Genomic DNA, 22,658 nt, shown 5'->3' with positions numbered 1-22,658 from the left:
CCGGTCTCGACCGGCGGGTGCGCGGCAACCTCGAGGTGCTGCGGGAGGCGGCGCAGCGGTCGGTGCCGGACGCGGACCGGCGGCTGCACTTCGTGTTCTGGCGCCGCCCGGTGTGCATGCACTCCAGCGACGGCCGGCTGCGCGCCCTCGATCTCGAGCGCACCACGCTCGATGAGTACGGCTCCGTCGTCGGCACCGGCCACGTCGACTCGATCGAGGTGCAGCTGGTGCTGCGGGCCGTGGGCTACCGCGCGACCCCGCTGCCGGACGTGCCGTTCGACACCGCGGCCGCGATCGTGCCGAATGTCGAGGGGCGGGTCGTCGACGACTCCGGCTCGCCGCTGCCGGGCGAGTACTGCACGGGTTGGGTCAAGCGCGGCCCGATCGGCGTCATCGGCACGAACAAGTCCGACGCAGCGCAGACCGTCGGGCACCTGCTCGACGACCTCGCCGCCGAGACGGACGAGGCGGCTGAGCCGGCCGAGGCGGCTGAGACAGCCGAGCCGGCTGAGACTGCTGAGACGGCGGCGACAGCCGAGCCGGCGGCGACGGCCGGGCCGGGTCTCGACGTGATCGAGTTGCTGCGCGGGCGCGGGCACGCCCCGAGCACGCTGGCGGACTGGCGCTCGATCGACGCGGCGGAGGTCTCCCGGGGCGAGAGCCTGGGGAGGGCCCGCACGAAGCTGTCGACGTGGCACGAGCTGCTGGCCCACGTCGACGTCGAGCGCGAGGCACCCGCGGGCGTCGACGCCGGGGCCGTGGATCAGGCTCCCGTGCAGGAGGCGGGCCCGCCGCCGGCCGAGCCCGGACCGCAGACCCGGCCGACGCGCGGCGCCGAGGCGGGAGAGGGCGGATGCGAGCGGCCGCTGGCGTCGCGCTAGCGGCGCTCCTGCTGCTCGCCGGTCCGGCCGCGTGCACCGCGGGCCCGGCCGTCCCGCCGGTGCCGCCGTCGCACACCCCCGCGGTCGGTCCGCGCTGGGAACCGGTCGCACTGTCGCCGGGTGTCGCGCCGATTCGCCTCGCGGCGCAGGGCGACCGCTTGCTCGTCGGGGGCCAGCGGGTCACCGACTCCGCCCCGACCCTCGACCTGGTCGACTCCTCGGTCGACTCCTCGGTCGACCACGGCAGTCCGGCGCACCTGCGGGTGGCGCCCGACCCGGCGTCGCCGTATGCGGCGGTGGCCCGCTGGCAGTCCATGGCGCTCGCGGCGGGGCGGCTCACCGCGATCGGTGGGGCACCCGGCGGAGCGCACGCCAACACCCGCTGGACGGTGTGGGACGCGGACTTCGGCACCGACTGGCGGCGGGCCGTGCTCACCGAGCGACCGCAGAACTTCTGGACGTTCGGCGGCTGGGAGGCGGGCGGCCTGGTCGACGCCGTGGCCACCGCCGATGGCCCGCTGCTTGTCGGCGCCTGGAACGGCATCGTCGGACTCGACATCGCGATCTACCACCGGCGCGGGCTCCGGTGGGAGCGTGCGGAGTCGGCCGGCACACCCCTGGCGAGCACCCGAACCGACCTCGTCGGCGCAGCCGCCGCCGCCCCCATGGAGGCGGGCGTCATCATCGTCGGCTCGGTGACCCATCTGGGCGGCGGGGTGCGGCGGGCACCGGCGGCGTGGCGGTCCGCGCGCGGCGGGAGCCGGTGGCAGCGACTCGCTCTGCCGCAAGGGGGCTCCGCCGGCTCGGCCCGGTCGGTCTCGTGTGCACCATCCGGCTGCGTCGTGGCGGGCGACGTCGACGGACGGTACGCGCTGTGGTGGGTACCCGTCGACGGGGCGCCGTCGCGGGTCGGCGGGGTGCCGGAGCTGACGGTCGACGAACACACACCGATGCCGGGTCCGGTGGTGCGCGGCGAGCGCCTGTGGGGGTTCGCCGGCACGACGGTCCTCGTGCGCGACCGTGGTCGCTGGGCCGTCTTTCCTGCGCCCGACGCGAGCCAGGGTGCGGATGGATCCAGCGACCAGGGCACGGCGACGCTGCTCGCGGCGGCTGCCACGGACTCCGAGGTCTTCGTCGTCGTCGGCGACCCGGCGGGGCCGGCGGGCTCGCGGCTGTGGCGCACCGGGTGGACAGAGACAATGGGGACACCATGACTGACGAGACCTCCCCGACCGGCGACCTGACCGATGAGGAACTGGAGTTCCTCCACTCGACCTTCGACCTGGCGCGCTCGGGAGACCCGGCCCTGCTGCAGCTCGTCGACGCCGGGCTGCCCGCCAACCTCACCGACCCCAAGCGCGACACGCTGCTCATCCTCGCGACGTACTACGGCCACGACGACCTCGTCGCCGGCCTGCTCGCGCGCGGCGCCGACACCGAGCGTGTCAACGAGCGCGGCCAGACGGCGCTGGTCGCCGCGGTCTTCCGCCAGTCCGAGACCAACGTGCGCGCGCTGCTCGCGGCCGGCGCCGACCCGCGCGGAGGCAACCCCGACGCGTACGCCACCGCCGACTTCTTCAACCTGCCCGCGATGCGGGAATTGCTCCCGCCGCGGGGTGCGTAAGGCCTCACTGTCGCCAGCACAGGCAGAAAGGGTGGCCGGAGGGGTCGGCGTAGGCGATGAAGCCCGACTCCGCCGCGCCGACGTCGGACTCGTCGTGCGGGTGCAGGAGGCGGGCGCCGACCGCGAGGGCGTGCCGGTGCGCGGCGGACACCGCATCGGGATCGACGACGAAATCCAGGTGCACCTGCTGTTGCCCGTGTGGCCAGTCGGGTGAGGCGTGCCTGGGGGCGAGCTGAAAGCACAGCCGCTCCCCGTTGCCGTAGGTCACCTCGTGCCAGTCGGGTTCGTCGCGAGAGACGACGCCGTGCAGCAGGTCGGCCCAGAACCGGGCGTCGCTGGCCGGTTGCGCGGTGTCGAATACCGGATAGTCGAGCACGATCCGGGGCGGTCGGCGCAGTCGGGCCTCAGGCGGCGGCTCGGGGGTCTCGGGCGTGGTCGGTGTCGGTTCGCTCATGCCCCGGTTCTATCGGCGAGCACCGACAAGCTCCGCACGCCCCAACCTCACTTCGGCCGAGGGGGGTGAGTCAGCGGCGGCGCAGGAGGGTGAGCACCTCGACGTGGTCGGTCTGGGGAAACATGTCGAACAGCCGGGCGCGCACCGGCTCGAGGGTGGGCATGGCGGCCAGGTCGCGGGCCAGCGTCACCGGGTTGCAGCTGCTGTAGACGACGGCGCCCACCCCGCACGACTCCAGCCAGGCCGCGAGCCGCGCGCTGAGACCTCGTCGCGGCGGGTTGACGATCACCAGGTCCGGCGGCGACGTCAGTGAGAGCGCGTAGTCGGTGGCGTCGCCGCGGTCGAAGGTGGCCGCGACACCCGCCTCGGCGGCGCTGCGCCGCGCGGAAGCGACCGCCTGCTCGCTGATCTCCACGCCGTGCACGGCGCGCCCCGGCCCCGCCGCGTGGAGCGCGAATCCGCCCACGCCGCAGTACAGGTCGAGCACGGAGGCGGTCTCGGGCCGGCCCGGCGCCCGCCGGGTCGGTTCGGCTACGGCTCGCCCGAGCGGGCCGCGGCCGAGCTCGGCGTCGATCCACCCGCCGGCCTGCCGGTAGAGCGCCGCGGCGACGGCCCCGTTGGTCTGCACGAAGGCCCCCGGAGCGACGTGCAGCGTCACGTCACCGACCGGCATCGCGAGCGTGCCCGCCTCCGTCAGCAGGATCTCGGTGTCGCCGGAGGTGACGGCCTTGTGCTCCGGCAGCAGGTTCACCGACACGACGTGCACGGGCAGCAGTTCGCGCAGCCGCGGCAACGCTCGCCGCAGCCGGCCGACCTGGCCCTCGGAGCGCAGCACGAACCGCACGAGCAGCCCGCCGTCGGCCGCCTCCACGACGTGCACGTACTTGAGTTCTCCGGTGCGTCGCGGCACGTCGTACGGCCGCAGGCCGGCCTCGGCGATGAAGTCGCGCAGCACCGGCATCGCCACCGCCGTCGCCGGCCCGAGCAGCCCGCATGCCGACAGGTCGACGCCGCGCCCGTCGGCGTCGAGGATCCCCAGCGTCGGGGACTCGGGCGCCCCCGCGACCACCATCGTCGACTTCGTGCGAAACCCGGACTCCACCGACGCGTGCGGCTCCTGCCAGCTCAGCCTCTGGTGGGCGCCGAGGAGGTCGGCGACGCGCGCCTGCTTGGCGGCGAGCTGCCGCGCGTACGGCACCCCCATGGCCGTGCACGACCGGCACACCCCGGCGTCGAAGTAGTCGCACTGCACGAGGGCGATTCTCCCAGGGCCGCCCGCCTGTGGATAACTTCGGCCCACGCGCGTGGGCCTGCGGGAGCCTGGGCATCGTGAACCGAAGGAGGCAGCATGGTCATCATGACCTCGCCGACCGTGCCGACAATGCCGACGTTGCCGAAGCGCCGCGTCTGGACGGGCATGAGCGCGACGCGTTGCCCGACGACGGCAACCGGTACGAACTCATCGACGGGGTGCTCATCGCGAGCCCGGCCCCGCAGTGGCGGCACCAGCGGGCATCGACGCGCCTGAGCGTGCTGCTCGCCGGGGCGGTCCCCGCCGACCTGGAGGTCCTCGCCGCGCCGTTCGACGTCACGCTCTCCGACGACACCGCCATGGAGCCCGACCTGCTCGTCGCCCCCGTCGCCGCGCTGGCCCAACGCGGGCTGGACGGCGCCCCGCTGCTGGCGGTCGAGATCGCCTCGCCGAGCAGCCGCACGATCGACCGGCACGTCAAGAAGGACCGCCTGCGCCGCGCCAGCTGCCCGCACTACTGGATCGTCGATCCCGACGAGCCGAGCATCACCGCCTGGGCGCTGCGCGAGACCGACCGCGCCGACGGTGCCGACAACGCCGACGACGAACCCGCCTACGACCTCGTCGGCCGCGCGGTCGGCGACGAAGAACTGGCGCTCACCGAGCCGTTCGACGTGCGAATCGTGCCCGCGCACCTGGTCTGAGCGACCCCGCTCGCACGCGCACGAGCCGTCATCGGCCGGACCAACCGGTGTCACGCAGGCGAAACACGGCCTCCTTACGGTGGCCGCAGACACTGCCCCACGGCGCGCCCACCACGCGAAGGAGTCGGGATGCTCGAGCACGTCGACCCCTTCATCGGCACGGGCGCGACCGACCTGCCGCCGGCCCACGGTCTGGCCGCCGCCTGGTGGTGGCCCAAGCCGCAGATCGGCAACACGCACCCCGGCGCCACCCACCCCTTCGGGATGGTCTCCGCGTGCGCCTACTCCGGCGGTTACCCCACCGGCTACGGGCGGTACGACTTCAACACCGAGGGCCTGCCGCGCACGATCCACGACGAGCAGGTGGCCTCCGGTTTCACCCACTTCCAGCAGTCCGGCACCGGCGCGATCCGCAAGTACTACAACTACTTCCGCATCACCCCGATGCTCGACCCGCTCGACGCCCTCGGCACCTACTGGCCGTTGACCCAGGAGGCGGCGAGCCCGGGGGAGTACACCGCCACCCTCGCCACCGGGGTGCACGCCGAGTTGACCGTCGGTCCCAAATCCGCGGTGCACCGGTACACGTTTCCGGCCACCGGAGCCGGTGAGCAGGCCCGCATCGTGCTCGACGCCTCGATCGGCGGCCTGCCCACCCCGCGCAGCCGAACCGTGCCGCTGCGGGCCCACCTGGAGCAGTTGCACCCCGGTGTCGCCCAGGGCGAGATCGTCGTCGAGGGCGTGCCGCTGGCGGTGCACATCGAGGTCGACGCCCCCGGCTGGCGGCAACTGCTGTGGTACGACCGGCGACTCATGCCCGGCGGCACCCGCCTCGACTTCGACTACATCCGGCCGACGACGCTGCGCCCGTTCGGGCTCATCTGGATGGGCCCGGCCCGCGCCGACCAGGCCGTCGAGGTGCGGATGGGTTTCTCACTGCGCGGCGTCGCCCAGGCCCAGGCCAACCTGGCCGCCGACCTCGCCGAGGCCGGCACGATCCTCGGCCCCGCCTACGAGGCCCGCCGCGACCTCACCCGGCAGCGCTGGCGCGAGCACCTCGACCTCATCCGCGTCGACGAGACGGGCCTGAGCCCGGAGCGCCTGGCCACGCTGGCCACCGCCTCCTACCACTCGTTCATCAAGCCGAGTTTCGCCGTCGACGAATCCCCGTCGTGGACGACCGACGGGCCGTACGCCTTCGACCTGTGCACGATGTGGGACGTCTACCGTACCCAGCTGCCGCTCATCACCACGCTGCTGCCCGGCCGGGCCGTCGACCTGGCCAACGTGCTGCTCAGCGTGTGCGAGCAGGAGGGCAACCTGCCGATCGGCTACCGCATGGCCAAGGGCGCCGACCGGTTCTCCCGGCAGGCCAGCGCCCTCGCGCACGTCTTCCTCGCCGACCTGTGGGCCCGCGGCGAAGCCGGCATCGACTGGGAGTGGGCCCTCGTGCACCTCGACTCCGACCTGCGCCGCACCTACGGCGAGGACTACCTCGTGCACGGCGTCGCCCACCCCGTCACCCACACCCTCGACCTGGCCACCGCCTACCACTGCACGACCGCCATCGCCCGCGGCGTCGGCGACCACGCCCTCGCCGACCAGATGGCCGCCAACTCCGCCGGGTGGCGCAACGCGTTCGACCCCGCCACCGGGCTGCTCATCGACTCCACGTTCTACGAGGGCGGCCGCTGGAACTACAGCTTCCGGCTCCTGCCCGACATGGCCGGCCGCGTCGAGCTCGCCGGTGGCGAGGAGCGTTTCACCGGCCTGCTCGACCGCTTCTTCGGCGTCGGCGCCGACCCCGTGCGCCAGCCCGGCATCGACCCCGGCAAGGAGGAGCTCGCCGCCGGATACGCCCTCGGCCGCTTCGAGGGGCTCAACAACGAACCCGACCTCGACGCCCCGTGGGCGTACCACTACACCGGGCGCCCCGACCGAACCGCCCAGATCGTGCACGGTGCGATCGCCAACATGTTCGGAGCCGGTCGCGGCGGCCTGCCCGGCAACGACGACTCCGGCGGTCTGTCGGCCTGGTACCTGTGGGCGACCCTCGGGCTGTTCCCCGTCGTCGGGCAGGACGGCTTCCTCCTCGGGCCGCCCGCCGTGCCCGAGTCCCGGCTCACCCGCCCCGAGGGCGACCTGCGCCTGACGACCAACGACCTGCGCGTGCCCGAACCCGGCGGGCCCGTCTCCTACGTGCAGCGCGTGACGATCGACGGGCGCGAGCACGACTCCGCCTGGCTGAGCGGCCCGGCGGCCCGCGCCGCCCGGCACATCCACCTCGACCTCGGCGACGAACCGTCGTCGTGGGGCGCGCACACCCGCCCGCCCTCCGCCCCCGCGCCGGCCGCCTGAGGCGCCGGCGCCCCGACCCCCTCGACCGACCGATGTCCCATCACGCAGGAGGTGCTCCCATGACCGTCGTGACCGCCACCACTCACCCGACGAAACGCCTCGTCATCGTCGTCCGCGCCGACCCGGTCATCTGCGGGCACTCCGGCGAGGCGCGCTGCCTGGCCGAGGTCGCCCTGACCCGCGGCTTCGACGAGGTGCGCATCGTCACCTGGCCCCTCGACCGGCTCGAGGCCGCCGGGCTGCCGCTCAAGCCCATCGACCACGTCACGCCGTACAGCCCCGGCATCATCGTCGAGCGCCCCGGGCCGGTCGGTGACTACCGTGTGCCCGACGGCCGCTGGCTCGCCGGCCTCACCGGCCGCCTCGTCGAGATCTTCTCCGACGGCGTGCCGACCGTCGCCATGTCGCTGTACCTGTCGCCGCACACGGTGGCTGTGCAGGACGCCGTGCGCGTGGCCCGCAGCCTCGGCCGCGCCCGCGTCACGACGATCGCCGAGGCCGTCGGCTCCGACATCACGAACATCGTGCGCGCCTGCGTGGAGACCGACCGGTTCGGGGCCGCCGCCCACCTGCTGTCGACCTACCTCGACTCCGACCACTGCGTCGCGGTCTCGCAGTACACCAAGGACCTCATCGTCACCGAGGCCGCCGCGCTCGACGCGCTGCACGGCACCGACTTCGCCGCGGCCTGCCACGACCGCATCGGCATTTCCTACCCGGCCGTCGACTCCTCCGCGTACCTGTCGCTGAGCGACGAACGGATCGAGTCCGACCTGGTCCGCCGGGGCCTGACGCGCGGCGGCTACGCGCTGTTCCTCTCCCGGATCGCCTCCGCCAAGGGCCTCGACGACCTCATCGAGGCCTACACCGGGTCGCGGGCCAGTGAGCGGGTGAACCTCGTGCTCGCCGGGCGCGGCCCCCAGGAGGCCGATGTGCGCCGCTGGATCGAGGAGGCCGGCATGAGCGAGCGGATCGTGCTGCTCACCGACGTCGACGACGACGAGAAGCCCTCGCTCATGGCCGGATCGGCGGCCTACGTGCTGCCCACCCGGGCGCAGCCGGAGTTCGTCGAGACGTTCGGCATCGCCCTCGTCGAATCGATGCTCGCCGGAGGCGGGCCGGTCATCACGTGCGCGACCGGGGGAGTGCCGGAGGCGGTCGGCGACACCGCGCTCATCGTGCCGCCGAACGACCCGACGGCGATCCGGGACGCGCTCGACGCCGTCGTGTGCGACTGGCGCCCCGAACGCCTCGCCCGGCACCGCGAGGTCGCCCGCGAGTACGCGCTGCAGTTCGACCGGGCCAACGTCTTCGACGCCCTCTTCGCCCGGCTCGCCCCGGCCGTCGAGGCCGCCTGACGCCTGCGGGTCGCGTCGCCCCGGGTCGCCCGCGGGTCACCCCCGGGGGCCTCGGCGCACCTGAGGTCGCCCGGGTCGCCTCGGGTCGCCTCGGGTCGCCTCGGCGCCGTCGGCCTCCGCCGCGCTCGGCACCTCGGGCGCGGCGGATCCGACGGCTACCCGAACAGGCCGGAGTACACCTTCTCGAACTGGACGAGGCGCTCGCGGTAGTGCTCGACGTGCTGCGGCCGGGGCTCGGCGGTGCGGCCGGTCTCGATGTCGGCGCGCGGCACGTCGGGAGCGACGACGTCGAGCGCGTGCAGCGCGGTGCCGTGCAGCGTCATGCGTTTGATGGCCACGGGCGTGACCGGCAGCCCGAGCACGTCGGCGAGGATCGGCGCGAGGTCGGGCACACCCTGCAGCACCCCGCCTCCGGCGCGGACCCGCTCCAGCGTGGTCTGGGTGGCCAGCTGCTCGACGACCCGCGCGTACGTCAGCGCCACGCCCTCGACGCCGCCGCGCCACAGGTCAAGCGGCGTGCTGCCCGCCGACACGCCGGTGAACACCGCCCGGGCCCGCGCCTGCCACCCGGTGGAGCGCTCGCCGGACAGGAACGGCAGCACCAGCGGGGTCGTCGCGGCGGGCTCCTCCCGCAGCGCCTGCGCGCGTTCGGCGTCGTCGGGCACGGCCAGCGTCGTGCGCAGCCAGTCGAGGGCGCGGCCGACGTCGTTGATCGCCCCGCCGAGCAGGCTGCGGCGGGCGTCGACGCGGTAGCACCACAGGCCGGGCGGCACCTCGTCGGGCACGGTGTCGAGCAGCACCCGCACCGCCCCGGACGTGGCGGTCGACAGCACCGCGCTCGCGGGGTCGGCCACCCCGGCTCCGAGATTGGCGGCGTAGCCGTCGGCGATGGGCGGCACCCAGCCGGCCTGCTCCAGCCCCGGCCAGCGCTGCGCGACCCGGTCGTCGACCGGCCGCAGCACCTGGTCGGGCGTGTGCACGGGGTTGAGCCGGTCGGCGTCGATCTTCGCGGCCTGCAGCATCTGGGGCAGCCAGGTGCCCTCGCGCCGGTCGAGCAGGCCCGTCCACGCCGCCACCGACAGCCCCGCGGCCGAGGTGCCGAGCAGCCGCTCGTGGGCGTACTCGCCGAGGCTCATCCAGCGCGCGACCCCGCGGTCACCGCCGGAATCGACGAGCCAACGCAGCCTTGGCGCGAGATAGGAGTTGTGCAGCCGCGTGCCGGTGAGCTGCTGCATCGCGGTCTCGTCGAGCTCGGCCCGCAACTCGTCGACCTGCTCGGCGCAGCGCGAGTCGGCGTACGTGAAGCACGGCGTGAGCGCCGCCCCGGAGCCGTCGACGCCCACGAGGGAGGCCGAGAACGTGTCGATCGCGACGGCGGCCACCCGCTGCGCGACCTCGCGGCCCCCGGCCCGGTCGAGCACCGTGTCGATGACCTCACCGAGCTCGGCGACCACCTGATCGGCGTCGATCGTCGACGTGCCGTCGGCCGCCGTCGTGAACGCGTGCGGCACCTTGAGCCGGTAGCTGCGGCCCTCGACCCCCGCCGGCGGCTTCACCGGCCGCCCAGCGGCGTCGTACAGCGCGCCGCGGCTGCCGGTCGAGCCCACGTCGAGGGCGAGCACCAACGGGTCGAGAGCTTCGTTCAACGGAACGGAAAAACCGGACATCGCGCCTCCTTGCGTCTCTGTCGCCACCCTACGGGTCCACACCGACAACGTCGGGCTCAGACTGGACCGCCCGGCTCCGGCGAGACCCGCTCCGCGGAGCCGGTTCGGCGGCAGCCGCCCGGTCTCGTCCCGACAGCCGAGACCGCCAATCCGCCGGCCGAGACCACCCACCGGCCTCCCGACAACCAGCACGTCAACCCAACACCCGGCTCACCGGCAGCACGCGAACCGAGGCCGGAGGATGAGGGCGCCGTCTGCAGATGTCACGGCCGCGACCGCAGAGCATGATGCCGTCATGCGTTTTCTCCTCCTGGGATGGGGTTCGCGCGGGGACGTCGAGCCGTTCGTCGCGTTGGGCCGAGGCCTACGCGCGGCCGGTCACGACGTCGCGCTCGCGGCCGGCCGCGACTACGCGCCCTGGGTCGAGAGCCACGGCCTGACCCCCGAACCGTTCGGCGTCGACATGCAGGAGGCGATGCGTTCGCCGCTGGGGCGGCGCTGGCTGGGCAACGCGAACACCACCGCCGAGCTGCGCGCGATGTCGCAGGCCGTGCGCTCGTTCACCCCGGTGCTCGCCGACGACCTGCTGCGGATCGTGCGCCCCGACGACGTCGTCGTCTCCTCGAGCCTGACCTTCGACTCGATGCTGGCGATCTCCCAGGCCCGCGGCTGCCGCCACGTCACCGCGCTGTTCACCCCGGGCATCCCGACCCGCAGCCCGGCGGCCAGCCTCGCCCCGGTGCGATCTGGCTCCGACAGCGCGCTCAACGTGGCCTCCGGCTACCTCGCGCTCGCCGTGCTGCACCGCGTCCTGCGCCCCGCGGGCGCGCAGGTGCGCGAACGGCTCGGGCTGTCCGGCCAATCGTTCTGGGCGTACGGGGAGCAGGGGCGGCACGTCCCGGTGCTCATGGCGGTGAGCCCGACCGTGCTGCCGGCACCCCCCGACTGGGGCCCGCGGGTGCGCGTGACCGGCTACTGGGCGCTGCCGGCTCCGACTCCGGAGCAGGCCGGCGCTGCGGTGCCGCCGGAGATCCGGGCCTTCCTCGACGCCGGCGAGCCGCCCGTCTACCTGGGCTTCGGCAGCATGACGAGCCCGAACCCGCGGGCCACCACCGAGCTGCTGTTCGAGGCGGTGCGGCGCAGCGGGCTGCGGGCGATCATCCACCGCGGCGTCGACCGGCTCGGTATGCACGGCGTGCCCGACGATCTGGCCACCCGGGTGCTGCTCACCGACTCCGTGCCGCACGCCTGGCTGCTGCCGCGGTGCGTCGCGGTGGTCACCCACGGCGGCTCGGGCTCGGCCGGAGCCGGGCTGCGCGCCGGGGTGCCGAGCATGGCCGTGCCGCACATGGGCGACCAGCCGTACTGGGGCCGCCGCCTGCACGACCTCGGAGTCGGGCCGGCACCGATCCGCCGCGCCGACCTCACCGCCGCCAACCTCGCGGACGCGCTGACGACGCTGACGACGAGCCCCGGCATGGCGCACCGCGCGGTCGTCGTCGCCACCCGCCTCGCGCGCGAGGACGGCGTCGGAACCGCCGTCGAGCTGCTCGGCAACTACCTCGCCAACAGCGGCCGGCGCGGCTGACGCCAGCCCCGGCTCGGCCGGCCGCCCCGACGCCTCCGGTCAGACCCGAGGCAGCGCCTCGAGGAGCCGGCGCATCGCGATGACCTGGCGCGGCACGTACTCCGCGATGGTCAGCCCGACGAGGTCGGCGGTGCCGGCGAGGTCGTTGATCGTGCGGGCCGCCTGCGCGGCGGTGAGGCCGCCGGGCACGGCGCCGAGGCCGAGCACGATCTCGTTGCTGTCGACGGTGTCGACGTCGAAGTGCACCGCGACCTTGGAGCAGCCGGTGCCGCGCAGCCAATCGAGCAGCGGCTCGGTGGTGTCCCGCAGATCGTCGGGGGAGAACGTCGACAACCCCCACCCCCGCATGAACGGCTCCTGGTCGGCATCCCACTCGTGCACCCCCGCCAGGGCCACCTGGAACGCGTCGACGGTCGCCGGCAGAGCGGCCACGATCTCGGCGTCGCCGTGCCCGAGCAGGTGCGAGACGGCCATGGCGTGATACCCGTCGTAGTCGGCCTCCGGCATGCCGGTGTCCGGATGCGAGTCGATCCACACGATCGCCAGGTCCTGCCCGTACAGCGACGCGAGGTGCGCGAACGGCGCGACGCTGACCGAGCACTCGCCGCCGTAGGTCGTGATCCGGCGCGGCGCGTGCTCGGCGAGCAGCCGCACGGCGGTGCGCAACTGGTCGAGCACGACCTCGCGGGCATAGACCCCGTCGGTGGTCGTCAGGCCCCGGGTCTCCATCGAGACCGGCACGACGACCGTCGGGCAGTCCGGTGCTCCGGCGACCACGTCGAGCAGCGTGGCCCCGAGCGCGTACCCACGCTGCGCCTCCACCGACGGCAGTTCCGGCACGAGCGAGGTGGCGGTCGCGGGGTCGGCGCCTTGCCATTGCGGCCAGACGAGGCGGATCGCATCGGAAGTGGTCATGGTGAGAGTCTCTCTCCCGCATCGGCTTCCTGGGGTCGTTGCCGCCGCGCACCTTCGCCCGCGGGTCCTCTCGTCGGGCGCCGCAGCGGCTCGTCGCCCGAAGGTGTCACCATGGCCAGCGTGTCGACGATCGTCTTCTGCCACGCCCACCCCGACGACGAGGCCTCGCAGACCTCCGGAACGATGGCCCGCGCCGCGCGCGAGGGGCACCGGGTCGTCGTGGTCTTCGCCACCAACGGCGACCACGGTCAGCCGCCCGACGACCTCGCGCCCGGGGAGACCGTGGTGCAGCGACGGCGCCGGGAGGCGCAGGCCAGCGCCGAGGTCATCGGCACCGCCCGGGTCGAGTGGCTGGGCTACGCCGATTCCGGCATGACGGGTTGGGAGCAGAACAGCGGACCCGGCTCGTTCCACGGCGCCGACCTGGAGGAGGCCGCGGGCCGGCTCGCCGCGATCCTTGATGAGGAGCGCGCCGACGTGCTCGTCGGGTACGACTGGCACGGTGGATACGGGCACCCCGACCACGTCAAGGTGCATCACGTCGTGCACCGGGCGGCGGAGCTCGCGCAGCGCCGCCCGCGGCTGCTGGAGTCGACGATGAACCGTGACTCGATGCGGCGCATGTTCGAGGCCGCGACCGCGGCCGGCGAGGCGCCCGGCTGGGATCCGGACGGCCCCGCCGACGACGGAAACCCTGTCGGCACCCCCGAATCCGAGCTGCACTACCGCGTCGACGTCACCCCCGACCTCGCGACGAAGCGGGCCGCGCTGGCCTGCCACGCGAGCCAGACCAGCGACGTCGGGATGATGCTCGCGATGCCGCCGCAGGTCTTCGCGACGTTCTTCGGCACCGAGTACTACATGGAGCCGGGCCGCCCCCCGGGCATGCGGGACGTGTGGTTTCTCGCAGACGGGGAAATGGAGGGGTTCACGGGGAAGTGACGAACCGGGCCGCGCGCCCGGCGCGAAGGAGGCCGACATGACCGATCGACCCGAGCCCGAGCGGCCCGAGCGCGACCGAGCCGAGCGACTCGACCGGTTCGACGACGACCGTCCCTACGACCGGCCCAGTGACCGAGCCGGAGACCGAGCCGGAGACCGAGCCGGAGCGCCGAGCGACGAGTCGCTGGTGCGACGCGAGGAGGAGTTGCGGGTCGGCGTGGAGCGCGTGCGCACCGGCCGCGTGCGGCTGCGCAAGAAGGTCGTCGAGGAGCAGCGCACGATCACCGTCACCGTGCGGGTCGAGGAGGCCGAACTCGTCGAGGAGACCCTCAATCCGCAGCCCGCCGCGGGGAGCCCGGGGCCATCGGGGGTCTCGGTGGAATCGGGGGCCTCGGGCCGCGAACCGTCCGCGCACCCCGACCAGCGGGTCGGCGACGCCGACGCCGAAGAGACCGATGACACCGTGGAACTCGTGCTCTACGAGGAGCGCCCGGTCGTCACGATGGAGCGCGTCCCGGTCGAACGGGTGCGGCTGCGCCGGGTGAGCCACAGCGAGACCCAGCAGGTGTCGGGGCAGGTGCAGGTCGAGGATGTCGTGCTCGACCGCGACGACCTGAGCGGCCCCAGCAGCGACGTGAGCGCTGACCCGAGGGGCACCGCAGAGACGACCTGAGCGGCGCCGGGACACGTAAGCTCGCGTGCCATGACCGCGAATCCGGCGATGGATCCCCGCACGTTCGTTCCGCGCGGTTCGAGCGCGGAGGCGCTCGAGCGGCTGCGTGACCTGGTCGGCGATCCGCCGCAGGGCAGCAGCGGGGCCGCGACCGGTGCCATCGACCTGCGGGGCGTGGAGTCCGCCGTCGTGAGCGTGGGCGCCGAGTCGGCGCCGCTGCCGCCGCAGCTGCTCGACGCCCTGCGGTTGCTCGTCGCCGCGCTCTGCGACGGGCGGCCGGTGACCGTCTCCCCGCAGGAACACATGGTGACCCCGCACGAGGCCGCCGAGCTGCTGCGCCTGAGCCGGGCCGACCTCGACCAGCTGATGGAGTCGGGCCGGTTGCCCTACCGCGCGATCGGCCGGCACCACCGGATCCTGCTGACCGACGTGCTCGCGTATCACCGCGCGATCCACGGCGACCGGGCCGGACTCGCGGCCGGCGCCGAGGATTGACCCGCCGGCTCGGCCGCCCACGCGAGCCGGGCCGGCGACCACCCACCCGAACCGACCCTCGCCGAAGGAGCGATGGCGAATGACCGCCTCGACAGGCATCGATCACATCCAGACCACTCACGCCGGTTCGCTGCCGCGCACCCCGGAGATCCTCGCGGCCAACGAGGCCCGGGCGCAGGGGCGCGATTCCGGCGAGTTGGAGCAGCTGCTGGCGACCGCCGTCGTCGACGTCGTCGCGCGGCAGAAAGCGGCGGGCATCGAGATCGCCAACGACGGCGAATACGGCCACACGATGACCGGACCCGTCGACTACGGCGCCTGGTGGAACTACGTGTTCGCCCGCCTCGGCGGCCTGGAGCAGACCGACTTCGACCGCTGGGCCGACCGCACCCAGCACCGCTCGTCGCCGGGCCACATCGTGCTCACGTCGTTCTACGACCGCCGCGACCGGGCGCGCTTCCGGGAGGCCTACGAGGAGCCGACGTCGGGCATCCTCGCGCACCGCAAGGCGGCGACGCAGCCCAAGGTCGCCGGCCCGCTGACGTACATCGGCCACGACGACGTGCGCCGCGACGCGGCGAACCTGACCAACGCGCTGCGCGAGAACGGGATGTCGACCGGGTTCATCGCGTCGCTGTCTCCCGGCTCGTGCGCCCGGATCACCAACGAGTACTACCGCACCGAGGAGGAGCTGCTGTTCGCATGCGCCGACGCGATGCGCGAGGAGTACATGGCGATCCTCGACGCGGGGCTCAACGTGCAGCTCGACGACCCGTCGCTGGCCGAGAGCTGGGACCAGATCAACCCCGAGCCGGCGCTGGAGGACTACCGCGCGTACATCGCCAAGCGCATCGAGGCCACCAACCACGCGCTGCGGGGCCTGCCGAAGGAGCGCATCCGCATGCACGTGTGCTGGGGCAGCTGGCACGGCCCGCACACCACCGACATCCCGTTCGCGGACATCGTCGACGAGGTGCTCAAGGCGAACGTCGGCACGTTCGTCTTCGAGGCGGGCAACGTGCGCCACGAGCACGAGTGGCGGATCTGGGAGACGACGAAGCTGCCCGAGGGCGCCCGGATCGCGCCCGGCGTCGTCAGCCACGCGACGAACGTCGTCGAGCACCCCGACCTCGTCGCCGACCGCATCGAGCGGTTCGCGCGCCTCGTCGGCCGCGAGAACGTCATCGCCACCACCGACTGCGGCCTCGGCGGGCGGGTGCACCCGCAGATCGCGTGGGCCAAGCTCGAGGCCCTCGGCGAGGGTGCTCGGCGCGCCACCGCGCGGCTCTGGGGGTAGCCGGCTCAGGCCGCGTCCAGGGGTCGGGGGTGCCCGGCGCGTCAGGCCGCGTCGGGGGTGCCCGGCGCCCGCAGCGTGCGGCGGAACAGCCGGCCCAGCGCGGCGGGCACGTCGTCGGCCCCGGGCAGCGGCTCGTCGAAGGCCACGTACACGCTGTGCGGGACCGGCTCGCGCAGGTCGAGCAGGAGCATGCCGTGCGGGTCGACGTCGAGCAGCAGCACGCGGTCGGTGAGGTCTTCCTCGCGGGCGCCCTGGGTGGCGGCGACGCGCCGGAACCCGGTCAGCACCTCCGCGGCCACCCCGCCGCTGAGGTGGCCGAGGCACCACTCGCCCACGCCGTGCGCCGCCTCCGTCGCGGCGAGCGCGTCCCAGCCGGAGTCGGGCCGGCCGCCCGAGCGGGCCCCGGACGTTCGGTTCACCCGGCCCGTCCAGCCCGCCCGGCTCGTCCCGCCCGTCTGGCCCGCCCGGCTCGTCCAGCCAGTCCGGCTCGCTCGGCTCTCCCGGCCGGTTCGGCCCGGCCAGATCGAACGGGCGGTCGCGCGGGCTGACTCGGCCGAACCCGCTGAGCCCGCTGAGCCCGCTGAGCCGGCCGATTCGGCTGGCGCGTCTCGGTCGGGCAGGTCGCGCAGGCGGTAGTGCCGCCCGCCGACGGGGCCGTGCAGCACGACCGCGTCGACCTGCACCTCGAGCAGCGCGCAGCCGCCGTGACCGACCGCCACCGCGAGGTCGCCGCCGACGCGTCGGGCCCGGTCGCGGGCCGCGCTGTCGTCGAGCAGCCGGGCGGCGCCCAGGGCGTACACCTCGGCGAGCTGGACCCGGAACTCGCGCTGATCGGATTCGCGGGTGAGCTGCACCCGCACCTGCAGGCCGCCGCTCCCGCTGCGTTCGGTGGCCGCGCGAGCCAACGCGCTGCCGCAGAACCGGTCGATGCGGGGCACGGCCAGCAGCAGCGCGCCGGTGAGGCGCGCGTGGGCGACGGCCCGCATGGCCGGCGCGGCGTCGCGGTAGGCGTGCGCGTGGGCGACCCCTTCGCCGTCGAGCAGACGGGTGGTCAGTCGGGTGCACAGTCGCTCGGCGGCGACCACCGCCGGGCTCGGAACAACCATGACGACGCCTCCCTCAATTAGGTAAGGCAAACCTAACTTGCCGGAAGGTGATCTGGCGAGGGGCCGCGCCAGATCACCGGGCCGGCTCTCACCGGGCGTCCGAGACCCGCAGCCGAAGCGGGTGGTCAGGAGCGGGTCTGACGAGCAGGTGTGGCGCCAGGTTTCACGAGCGCGGTGGCGCCTGCCCCTCGCGGCCCTCGCGCGGGAACGGCAGCAGGTCCTGCGGCTCGCCGTGGCCATCGGGGTCGCGGCGGCCGCGAGCCGGCAGATCCGCGGGGTCGTCTCCGAGGCGACCGGCCAGACCGGACAGGCCGGGTATCCCGGGACCCCGAGCCCCGGTGCCGTCGTGCCCGGTCGGGTCGGCGCCGAACTGGTTGTCGCCCGGCTGGCTGTCGCGGATGCACCAGAACAGCATGATGAGCCCGCCGACGATCGGCACGAAACCGAGCAGCTGCCACCACCCGGACTTGTCGATGTCGTGCAGGCGCCGCGCGGTGACCGCGAGCGTGGGCAGCAGCATCGCGAGCCCGGCCAGGGCCGTCACCGGTCCGATGCCGTTCGGGCCGCCGATGAGCGTGCTGGGAAAGGCGAGCATGTCGACGGCTCCGGCGAAGGCCCAGACGAGCGCCTGGAACAGGATCCACCACCAGAACTCGCTGCGGCGGGCCCGTCCGGTGAACGACGCGTACTGGGCGAAACAGGTCGCTACTGCCTGCGCGAAACCCATCGAGTTCCCTTGCTTGTCGGCCGATGACGGCCACCGCAACGGGGCCGGCGCGACCGCTGCCGGCCACACCCTCCCAGAATGCAACGAAAAGCCCCCGACAGCGGTGCAGTCGGGGGCGAGTCGGCTTCGGGCCGAACCGGTTTCGCTGCCTACTGACGGGGCGGCAGGTAGTCCTGCGGGCCGTCGTAGCCACCGGGGTTCTGGTTCTGGTACCCGGCGGAGCCGGTGAGCTCGCCCTTGGGGGCGAAGCCGAAGCGGTTCTGGTGCGGCTGCCCGTCACGGATCGTCCAGATGAGCATGAGGATCCACCCGACGATCGGCACCAGGCCGATGAGCTGCCACCAGCCGGAGCGGTCGATGTCGTGCAGGCGCCGGGCGGTGACCGCGATCGACGGCAGGAACAGGGCCAGGTTGGCGATGGTCTGCAGCGGCCCATTGCTGTCGTTGTTGAACCGGTACTGGTCCAGGAAGAGCCAGTCGAGGATCGACGCTGCGATGCCCACCAACACCTGGAACAGCACGAACCACCAGAACTCGCTGCGCCGGGCCCGCCCGGTGAAGTCGACGTACTTGGACAAACATGTCGAGACGGCTTGGCCGAAACTCATCGGGTTAGGTCCCCTCTATCCCCGCCACATCGGGTGGTACCGGTGCGCTTCGTACGGAGCGCACGCGACCAGCATGCCGCGTGCGAAGTCCGTCACGAAACGCGGCTCCACACATGGGACGTCGTGTCTCACGTCGACGGCGCTGGTCACCGCCGGACGCCGGGCACAGCGCACAGAGGCACGTCAGACACATCGGACACGTCGGATACGTCGGGCGCCTCAGGCGCGTCGGGCGCGTCGGGCGCGTCGGGCGCCTCAGACACGGCGCTGGGCGGCGACGAGGGTGACGAACACGTCCTCCAGGCTCGGGGTGACCGGCACCACCACCGCCTCCGGAAAACCCTCCGCGCGCAACCGCCGCTCCAGCCGGGCGGCGCCGTCTCCCGCGCCGGTCCCGTCTCCCGCTCCGGTCCCGTCTCCCGCTCCGGGCCCGTCGAGAACGGCGTGCACCGCAGCGCCGGAGGCGTACACGTCGCCGACCCCGGCTCCGGCGGAGCTCTCGAGGTGGGTGATGAGCGCGTCCGCGCGGCCCGCGTCGCCGTGCCCTTGGGGCCCTTCGCCTCCTTCGGACCCCTTCGGCCCGGGCCCCTGACGCTCCAGGCGCACCTCGACGACGGGGCTCGACAGCGTGCGGGTGCGCAGCTCGCGCGGGGTGCCGTCGGCGATGATCCGGCCCCGGTACATGAACGCCAGCCGGGTGCAGTTGCTCGCCTCCTCCATGTAGTGCGTGGTGACGAACAATGTCACGCCGCGCTGGGCGAGGTCGTGGATGAGGTCCCAGAACGCGCGCCGCGCCACCGGGTCGACACCCGACGTCGGCTCGTCGAGAAGCAGCAGCTCGGGCTCGTGCATCGTCGCCGCTCCCAGCGCGAGCCGCTGCTTGAGACCGACCGACAGCTCGTCGGGCCGCGCCTGCTCGTGCCCCACGAGATCCGCCATCCGCAGCACGTAGTCACGGCGCTCCTTGTAGCGCTCGGGCGGTACATCGTAGACCCCGGCGTAGAAGCGCAGGTTCTCCTCCACCGTCAGATCACCGAAGAGCGAGAACTTCTGCGACATGTACCCGATCCGCGACGCAATGCGCTCCGGATGATGCACGACGTTCTCGCCGAGCACCTCGATCGAGCCGCGCGTCGCGGCGATGCTGCCCGTGAGCATGCGGATCAGGGTCGTCTTGCCGCTGCCGTTCGGGCCGAGAAAGCCGAACACCTCCCCGCGCGCCACGTCGAGATCCACCCCGTCGACCGCGGTGAAACCCCCGAATCGCTTGACGAGCCCACGAATCCGCACCGCCGGCGGCTGCGCCTCGTGCCTGACCCCGCGCCCGACTGCGGGCCCGACTCCGGGCCTGACCCCGGGCCTGACCGCAGGCCTGACCTCGCGCCCATCGGTCTCCGCCACGACGGGCAGGGGCACGGTGTCGGCCGTCCGCCCACGCCACCAGCTCCTCATCGCGCGCACCTCACTCCGTGAGCCTGCGCCGGGTCGCGAGCACCGCGCCGCCGAAGATCAGCACGGCGTACCCGGCGAGGGCGAGGAGCGAGGGCGCCAGATCGACGAGACCCGCTCCCTTGACGGTCGCGCCGCGCATGACCTTCAGGGCGAAGCGGGCCGGGATGAGGTAGGTCACCGGCTGCACGGCCGCGGGCATCGAACTGATCGGAAAGATGAATCCGGACAGGATCATCGTCGGCAGCATGAGGAACATGACGGCCTGCTGCGCCTGCGCCCGAGTGTGTGAGACGAGTGACACAAGTAGGCCCAGCCCGATGCAGGTCAGCATGAACAGCCCGAGCCCGGTGAGCACGACGAGAACGTTGCCGTGGAACGGAACCCGGAACCACAACAGCCCCACCGCGGCGACCACCGCCATCTGCGCGGCGGCGAGCAGGGCGTACGGCGTCACCTTGCCGACGAGGTACTCCACCGGGCGGATCGGTGTGACGAACATCTGCTCCAAGGTGCCGCTCTCGCGTTCGCGCACGACGGCCTGACTCATGATGACCATGATCGAGATCATGAGGATGACGGCGACCAGCCCCGGGATCATCGTGTTGATCGACGCCAGCGAGGGGTTGTAGAGCACCCGCACGCGCGCGTCCAGGCCGGGTGCGCTTCCCAGGGCGGCGTCCGCCCCCGAGCCGGCCAGCCGCGTCGCGTTGAAGTTCGCGATGAGTCCGGTGGCGTAGCCGCTGCCCAGGGAGGCGGTCTGGCTGTCGGAGCCGTCGACGACGATCGCGACCTGCGCCTGCTCCCCGCGGTTCAACGCCGCCTGCGTGCCCTCGGGCACGACGACGGCGATGGCCGCCTGCCCGGAGTCGATGAGCGGGCGCAGGCGCGTCTCGGACTGCGGATGCGCCGTCACCGTGAAGTAGTCGGAGGCGGCGAACTCGCTGGTCAGCTGCCGGCTCACCGGCGTGCGGTCGAGGTCGACGACCGCGGTCGGCAGGTGGGTGACGTCCGCCGCGACGACGTAGCCGAACATGACCAGCTGCATGACCGGCATGATGAACAGCAGCCGCAGCAGCAGGGGGTCGCGGCGCAGCTGGAGGAACTCCTTGCGGATGAGCAGCCGGATGCGGCGCCTGGTCCCGGTCATGCCCGCCTCCGGCGGAAGATCAGGCTCGCGAGCACGATGAGGACCACCGCGTACACCCCGAGCGAGACGAGTTGCGGCCACAGCTCGGCGAACCCGGCGCCCTTGAGGAACACCCCGCGGCTGATCTCGACCATGTACCGACCCGGCATGAGGTAGCTCAGCCACTGCAGCACGAGGGGGATCGAGTCCAGCGGAAACGCGAACCCCGACAGGAGGAACGCCGGCAGGAACGAGATGAGCAGGGCGATCATGTTCGCGGTCTCCATCGACGGCGCGAGCGCGGAGACGATGAGCCCGATCGCGAGCGCCGAGACGATGAACAGCGCCGTGGCCACGACGAGGAAGCCGACGCTGCCGCGCAGCGGCAGGCCGAAGACGAGCAGCCCGACGACGGCGATGACGAACGCGTCGACGAAGGCCAGCACGGTCCACGGCGTGAGCTTGCCGATCATCAGCTCGACCTGGCGCAGCGGGCTCACCGCGAGCTGCTCGGCGGTGCCCTGGTCGCGTTCGCGCACGAGCGTCACCGCGGTCTGCTGCACCGTGACGATCATGATGACGACGACCATGAGCCCCGGGATGAGGAAGATCGACGAGCTACGGTCCGGGTTGTACCAGGTGCGCAGCACAGGCTGGACGCTGCCGACGGAGCCGGTGTCGATGCCCTGCCGTTGCGCCCAGTCGACCCGCAGCTGCGACCCGTAGCTGCGGTTGAGCGCCGTCGCGTACGACGAACCCACCCGCGCCGCGTTCGGCTCGGACCCGTCGACGAGCACCCCCACCTGCGCGGCCTGCCCGCGCGCCAACTCCCGCGCCATGCCGGCCGGCACGACGACCGCCACCGTCGCCTGGCCGCGGGCGAACGCGTCGTCGACCGCGGCCAGACTGTCGACGGAACCCCGCACGTCGAACAGCCCCGACGCGCGGTAGGCGTCGACGTAGGAGCGGCTCGCGGCGCTGTTGTCCTGATCGAGCACGACCGTGGGCACGTGGCGCACGTCGAAGCTGATCGCGTACGCGAACAACAGCAGCTGCAACAGCGGCATGAGCAGCACGATCGCCACGAGCCGCGGGTCTCGGCGCAGGTGGCGGAACTCCTTGGTGACGATCGCCCCGACCCGCGTCAGCGACGCCGCCGCGGCGCTCGAGCCGGCCGCGGCCCGGACCTCCTGCCAGCCGCGGCGAGCTTTCCCGTCCTTCCGGCCCTTCCGGCCCGTCCAGCCCCGCCGGCCCGTCCGGTCGGACGAGTCGGCCGAGACCTCGGGCAGTGGGGCGGTCATGACGTCGGCTCCCGGTCGTGGGCGCGCTCGGCGAGCACCGCGAAGGCCGCCTCCATGTCGACGGCCACCGGCGTGACCGCCTCCGCGGGCAGCCCGGCTCCGGCGAGGGCGTCGCGCACGTCGCGCTCGG

21 protein-coding genes are annotated in these 22,658 nt (G+C 73.3%); 11 read left to right on the top strand and 10 right to left on the bottom strand.

Annotated features, from left to right (window positions below):
- The 3 genes from PINTE_RS23685 to PINTE_RS12535 form a co-directional block, all read left to right on the top strand.
- On the top strand, window positions 1-881 hold an 881-nt coding region (locus PINTE_RS23685; RefSeq protein ID WP_505803591.1), incomplete at its 5' end, for a ferredoxin--NADP reductase domain-containing protein.
- Window positions 854-2,095, top strand: a complete 1,242-nt coding sequence (locus PINTE_RS12540; RefSeq protein WP_068431012.1) for a hypothetical protein — start codon at window positions 854-856, stop codon at window positions 2,093-2,095. The genes PINTE_RS23685 and PINTE_RS12540, both read left to right, overlap by 28 nt.
- Window positions 2,092-2,505, top strand: coding sequence for an ankyrin repeat domain-containing protein (locus tag PINTE_RS12535; RefSeq protein WP_068431010.1), 414 nt, complete (start codon window positions 2,092-2,094; stop codon window positions 2,503-2,505). Before PINTE_RS12540 ends, PINTE_RS12535 begins: the two co-directional genes overlap by 4 nt.
- Window positions 2,506-2,509: 4 nt before the next feature.
- On the opposite strand, the gene PINTE_RS12530 is transcribed toward PINTE_RS12535, so the two are convergent.
- Window positions 2,510-2,959: a VOC family protein gene (locus PINTE_RS12530; protein ID WP_169798524.1), complete on the bottom strand. Its 450-nt coding sequence runs from the start codon at window positions 2,957-2,959 to the stop codon at window positions 2,510-2,512.
- A 70-nt stretch (window positions 2,960-3,029) separates the two neighbouring features.
- Window positions 3,030-4,211, bottom strand: a complete 1,182-nt coding sequence (locus PINTE_RS12525) for a methyltransferase domain-containing protein (RefSeq protein ID WP_068431007.1) — start codon at window positions 4,209-4,211, stop codon at window positions 3,030-3,032.
- 77 nt (window positions 4,212-4,288) lie between these two features.
- On the opposite strand from PINTE_RS12525, the gene PINTE_RS12520 reads away from it, so the two are divergent.
- The 3 genes from PINTE_RS12520 (at window position 4,289) to PINTE_RS12510 (ending at window position 8,631) form a co-directional block, all read left to right on the top strand.
- Entirely contained in the window at window positions 4,289-4,915 is a 627-nt protein-coding gene (locus PINTE_RS12520; protein WP_217996583.1) for a Uma2 family endonuclease, read from the top strand.
- A 129-nt stretch (window positions 4,916-5,044) separates the two neighbouring features.
- Window positions 5,045-7,273 carry a glycoside hydrolase domain-containing protein gene (locus tag PINTE_RS12515; RefSeq protein WP_068431004.1) on the top strand — a complete coding sequence of 743 codons (2,229 nt, stop codon included), beginning with the start codon at window positions 5,045-5,047 and terminating at the stop codon, window positions 7,271-7,273.
- Between the two features lie 59 nt (window positions 7,274-7,332).
- A complete protein-coding gene (locus PINTE_RS12510; protein ID WP_068431001.1) occupies window positions 7,333-8,631 on the top strand; it encodes a glycosyltransferase in 1,299 nt (432 codons plus the stop codon).
- A gap of 155 nt (window positions 8,632-8,786) precedes the next feature.
- Here the strand turns inward: PINTE_RS12510 and PINTE_RS12505 are convergent, their stop codons facing one another.
- A complete protein-coding gene (locus PINTE_RS12505; protein ID WP_068430998.1) occupies window positions 8,787-10,298 on the bottom strand; it encodes a gluconokinase in 1,512 nt (503 codons plus the stop codon).
- Between the two features lie 295 nt (window positions 10,299-10,593).
- On the opposite strand from PINTE_RS12505, the gene PINTE_RS12500 reads away from it, so the two are divergent.
- Complete coding sequence (locus PINTE_RS12500; protein ID WP_068430995.1) at window positions 10,594-11,886, top strand: glycosyltransferase; 1,293 nt, start codon at window positions 10,594-10,596, stop codon at window positions 11,884-11,886.
- Window positions 11,887-11,925: 39 nt separating this feature from the next.
- Here PINTE_RS12500 and PINTE_RS12495 read toward each other — a convergent pair whose 3' ends face one another.
- Complete coding sequence (locus tag PINTE_RS12495) at window positions 11,926-12,801, bottom strand: arginase family protein (protein ID WP_068430993.1); 876 nt, start codon at window positions 12,799-12,801, stop codon at window positions 11,926-11,928.
- A gap of 111 nt (window positions 12,802-12,912) precedes the next feature.
- Between PINTE_RS12495 and PINTE_RS12490 the strand changes: the two genes are divergently transcribed.
- From PINTE_RS12490 to PINTE_RS12475, 4 genes are all read left to right on the top strand, one after another.
- Window positions 12,913-13,743, top strand: coding sequence for a PIG-L deacetylase family protein (locus tag PINTE_RS12490; RefSeq protein ID WP_217996582.1), 831 nt, complete (start codon window positions 12,913-12,915; stop codon window positions 13,741-13,743).
- A 37-nt stretch (window positions 13,744-13,780) separates the two neighbouring features.
- A complete protein-coding gene (locus PINTE_RS12485) occupies window positions 13,781-14,416 on the top strand; it encodes a YsnF/AvaK domain-containing protein (RefSeq protein ID WP_068430990.1) in 636 nt (211 codons plus the stop codon).
- Window positions 14,417-14,446: 30 nt separating this feature from the next.
- A complete protein-coding gene (locus tag PINTE_RS12480) occupies window positions 14,447-14,911 on the top strand; it encodes a helix-turn-helix domain-containing protein (RefSeq protein ID WP_068430987.1) in 465 nt (154 codons plus the stop codon).
- Window positions 14,912-14,990: 79 nt separating this feature from the next.
- Complete coding sequence (locus tag PINTE_RS12475; RefSeq protein ID WP_068430984.1) at window positions 14,991-16,208, top strand: cobalamin-independent methionine synthase II family protein; 1,218 nt, start codon at window positions 14,991-14,993, stop codon at window positions 16,206-16,208.
- Between the two features lie 41 nt (window positions 16,209-16,249).
- Here the strand turns inward: PINTE_RS12475 and PINTE_RS12470 are convergent, their stop codons facing one another.
- The 6 genes from PINTE_RS12470 to PINTE_RS12445 all read right to left on the bottom strand — a co-directional run bounded on the left by PINTE_RS12470 (window position 16,250) and on the right by PINTE_RS12445 (window position 22,528).
- Window positions 16,250-17,314 (bottom strand): hypothetical protein, encoded by a 1,065-nt coding sequence (locus PINTE_RS12470; RefSeq protein WP_157087223.1) that lies wholly within the window; start codon window positions 17,312-17,314, stop codon window positions 16,250-16,252.
- Window positions 17,315-17,477: 163 nt separating this feature from the next.
- Window positions 17,478-18,041, bottom strand: coding sequence for a DUF805 domain-containing protein (locus PINTE_RS12465; protein ID WP_084343543.1), 564 nt, complete (start codon window positions 18,039-18,041; stop codon window positions 17,478-17,480).
- Window positions 18,042-18,190: 149 nt separating this feature from the next.
- The gene (locus PINTE_RS12460; RefSeq protein WP_068430978.1) at window positions 18,191-18,649 is read right to left on the bottom strand and encodes a DUF805 domain-containing protein; all 459 of its coding nucleotides are present in this window, start codon (window positions 18,647-18,649) and stop codon (window positions 18,191-18,193) included.
- A 255-nt stretch (window positions 18,650-18,904) separates the two neighbouring features.
- Window positions 18,905-19,939 carry an ABC transporter ATP-binding protein gene (locus PINTE_RS12455; RefSeq protein WP_068430975.1) on the bottom strand — a complete coding sequence of 345 codons (1,035 nt, stop codon included), beginning with the start codon at window positions 19,937-19,939 and terminating at the stop codon, window positions 18,905-18,907.
- Window positions 19,940-20,111: 172 nt separating this feature from the next.
- Window positions 20,112-21,248, bottom strand: a complete 1,137-nt coding sequence (locus tag PINTE_RS12450; RefSeq protein ID WP_068430972.1) for an ABC transporter permease — start codon at window positions 21,246-21,248, stop codon at window positions 20,112-20,114.
- Entirely contained in the window at window positions 21,245-22,528 is a 1,284-nt protein-coding gene (locus tag PINTE_RS12445) for an ABC transporter permease (RefSeq protein ID WP_068430969.1), read from the bottom strand. Before PINTE_RS12445 ends, PINTE_RS12450 begins: the two co-directional genes overlap by 4 nt.
- Window positions 22,529-22,658 lie beyond the last annotated feature (130 nt).

Origin of the sequence: Piscicoccus intestinalis NBRC 104926, assembly GCF_001515525.1 — a bacterium.
Lineage (GTDB): Bacteria > Actinomycetota > Actinomycetes > Actinomycetales > Dermatophilaceae > Kineosphaera > Kineosphaera intestinalis.
This window is presented reverse-complemented; position numbering and strand designations above follow the sequence as displayed.

Bases quoted from the DNA above. Each gene is read 5' to 3' on its own strand.
- PINTE_RS12540 (WP_068431012.1), top strand. From the start codon at position 854: ATGCGAGCGGCCGCTGGCGTCGCGCTAGCGGCGCTCCTGCTGCTCGCC.
- PINTE_RS12535 (WP_068431010.1), top strand. From the start codon at position 2,092: ATGACTGACGAGACCTCCCCGACCGGCGACCTGACCGATGAGGAACTG.
- PINTE_RS12530 (WP_169798524.1), bottom strand. From the start codon at position 2,959: ATGAGCGAACCGACACCGACCACGCCCGAGACCCCCGAGCCGCCGCCT.
- PINTE_RS12515 (WP_068431004.1), top strand. From the start codon at position 5,045: ATGCTCGAGCACGTCGACCCCTTCATCGGCACGGGCGCGACCGACCTG.
- PINTE_RS12510 (WP_068431001.1), top strand. From the start codon at position 7,333: ATGACCGTCGTGACCGCCACCACTCACCCGACGAAACGCCTCGTCATC.
- PINTE_RS12505 (WP_068430998.1), bottom strand. From the start codon at position 10,298: ATGTCCGGTTTTTCCGTTCCGTTGAACGAAGCTCTCGACCCGTTGGTG.
- PINTE_RS12500 (WP_068430995.1), top strand. From the start codon at position 10,594: ATGCGTTTTCTCCTCCTGGGATGGGGTTCGCGCGGGGACGTCGAGCCG.
- PINTE_RS12495 (WP_068430993.1), bottom strand. From the start codon at position 12,801: ATGACCACTTCCGATGCGATCCGCCTCGTCTGGCCGCAATGGCAAGGC.
- PINTE_RS12490 (WP_217996582.1), top strand. From the start codon at position 12,913: ATGGCCAGCGTGTCGACGATCGTCTTCTGCCACGCCCACCCCGACGAC.
- PINTE_RS12485 (WP_068430990.1), top strand. From the start codon at position 13,781: ATGACCGATCGACCCGAGCCCGAGCGGCCCGAGCGCGACCGAGCCGAG.
- PINTE_RS12480 (WP_068430987.1), top strand. From the start codon at position 14,447: ATGACCGCGAATCCGGCGATGGATCCCCGCACGTTCGTTCCGCGCGGT.
- PINTE_RS12475 (WP_068430984.1), top strand. From the start codon at position 14,991: ATGACCGCCTCGACAGGCATCGATCACATCCAGACCACTCACGCCGGT.
- PINTE_RS12470 (WP_157087223.1), bottom strand. From the start codon at position 17,314: ATGGTTGTTCCGAGCCCGGCGGTGGTCGCCGCCGAGCGACTGTGCACC.
- PINTE_RS12465 (WP_084343543.1), bottom strand. From the start codon at position 18,041: ATGGGTTTCGCGCAGGCAGTAGCGACCTGTTTCGCCCAGTACGCGTCG.
- PINTE_RS12460 (WP_068430978.1), bottom strand. From the start codon at position 18,649: ATGAGTTTCGGCCAAGCCGTCTCGACATGTTTGTCCAAGTACGTCGAC.
- PINTE_RS12450 (WP_068430972.1), bottom strand. From the start codon at position 21,248: ATGACCGGGACCAGGCGCCGCATCCGGCTGCTCATCCGCAAGGAGTTC.
- PINTE_RS12445 (WP_068430969.1), bottom strand. From the start codon at position 22,528: ATGACCGCCCCACTGCCCGAGGTCTCGGCCGACTCGTCCGACCGGACG.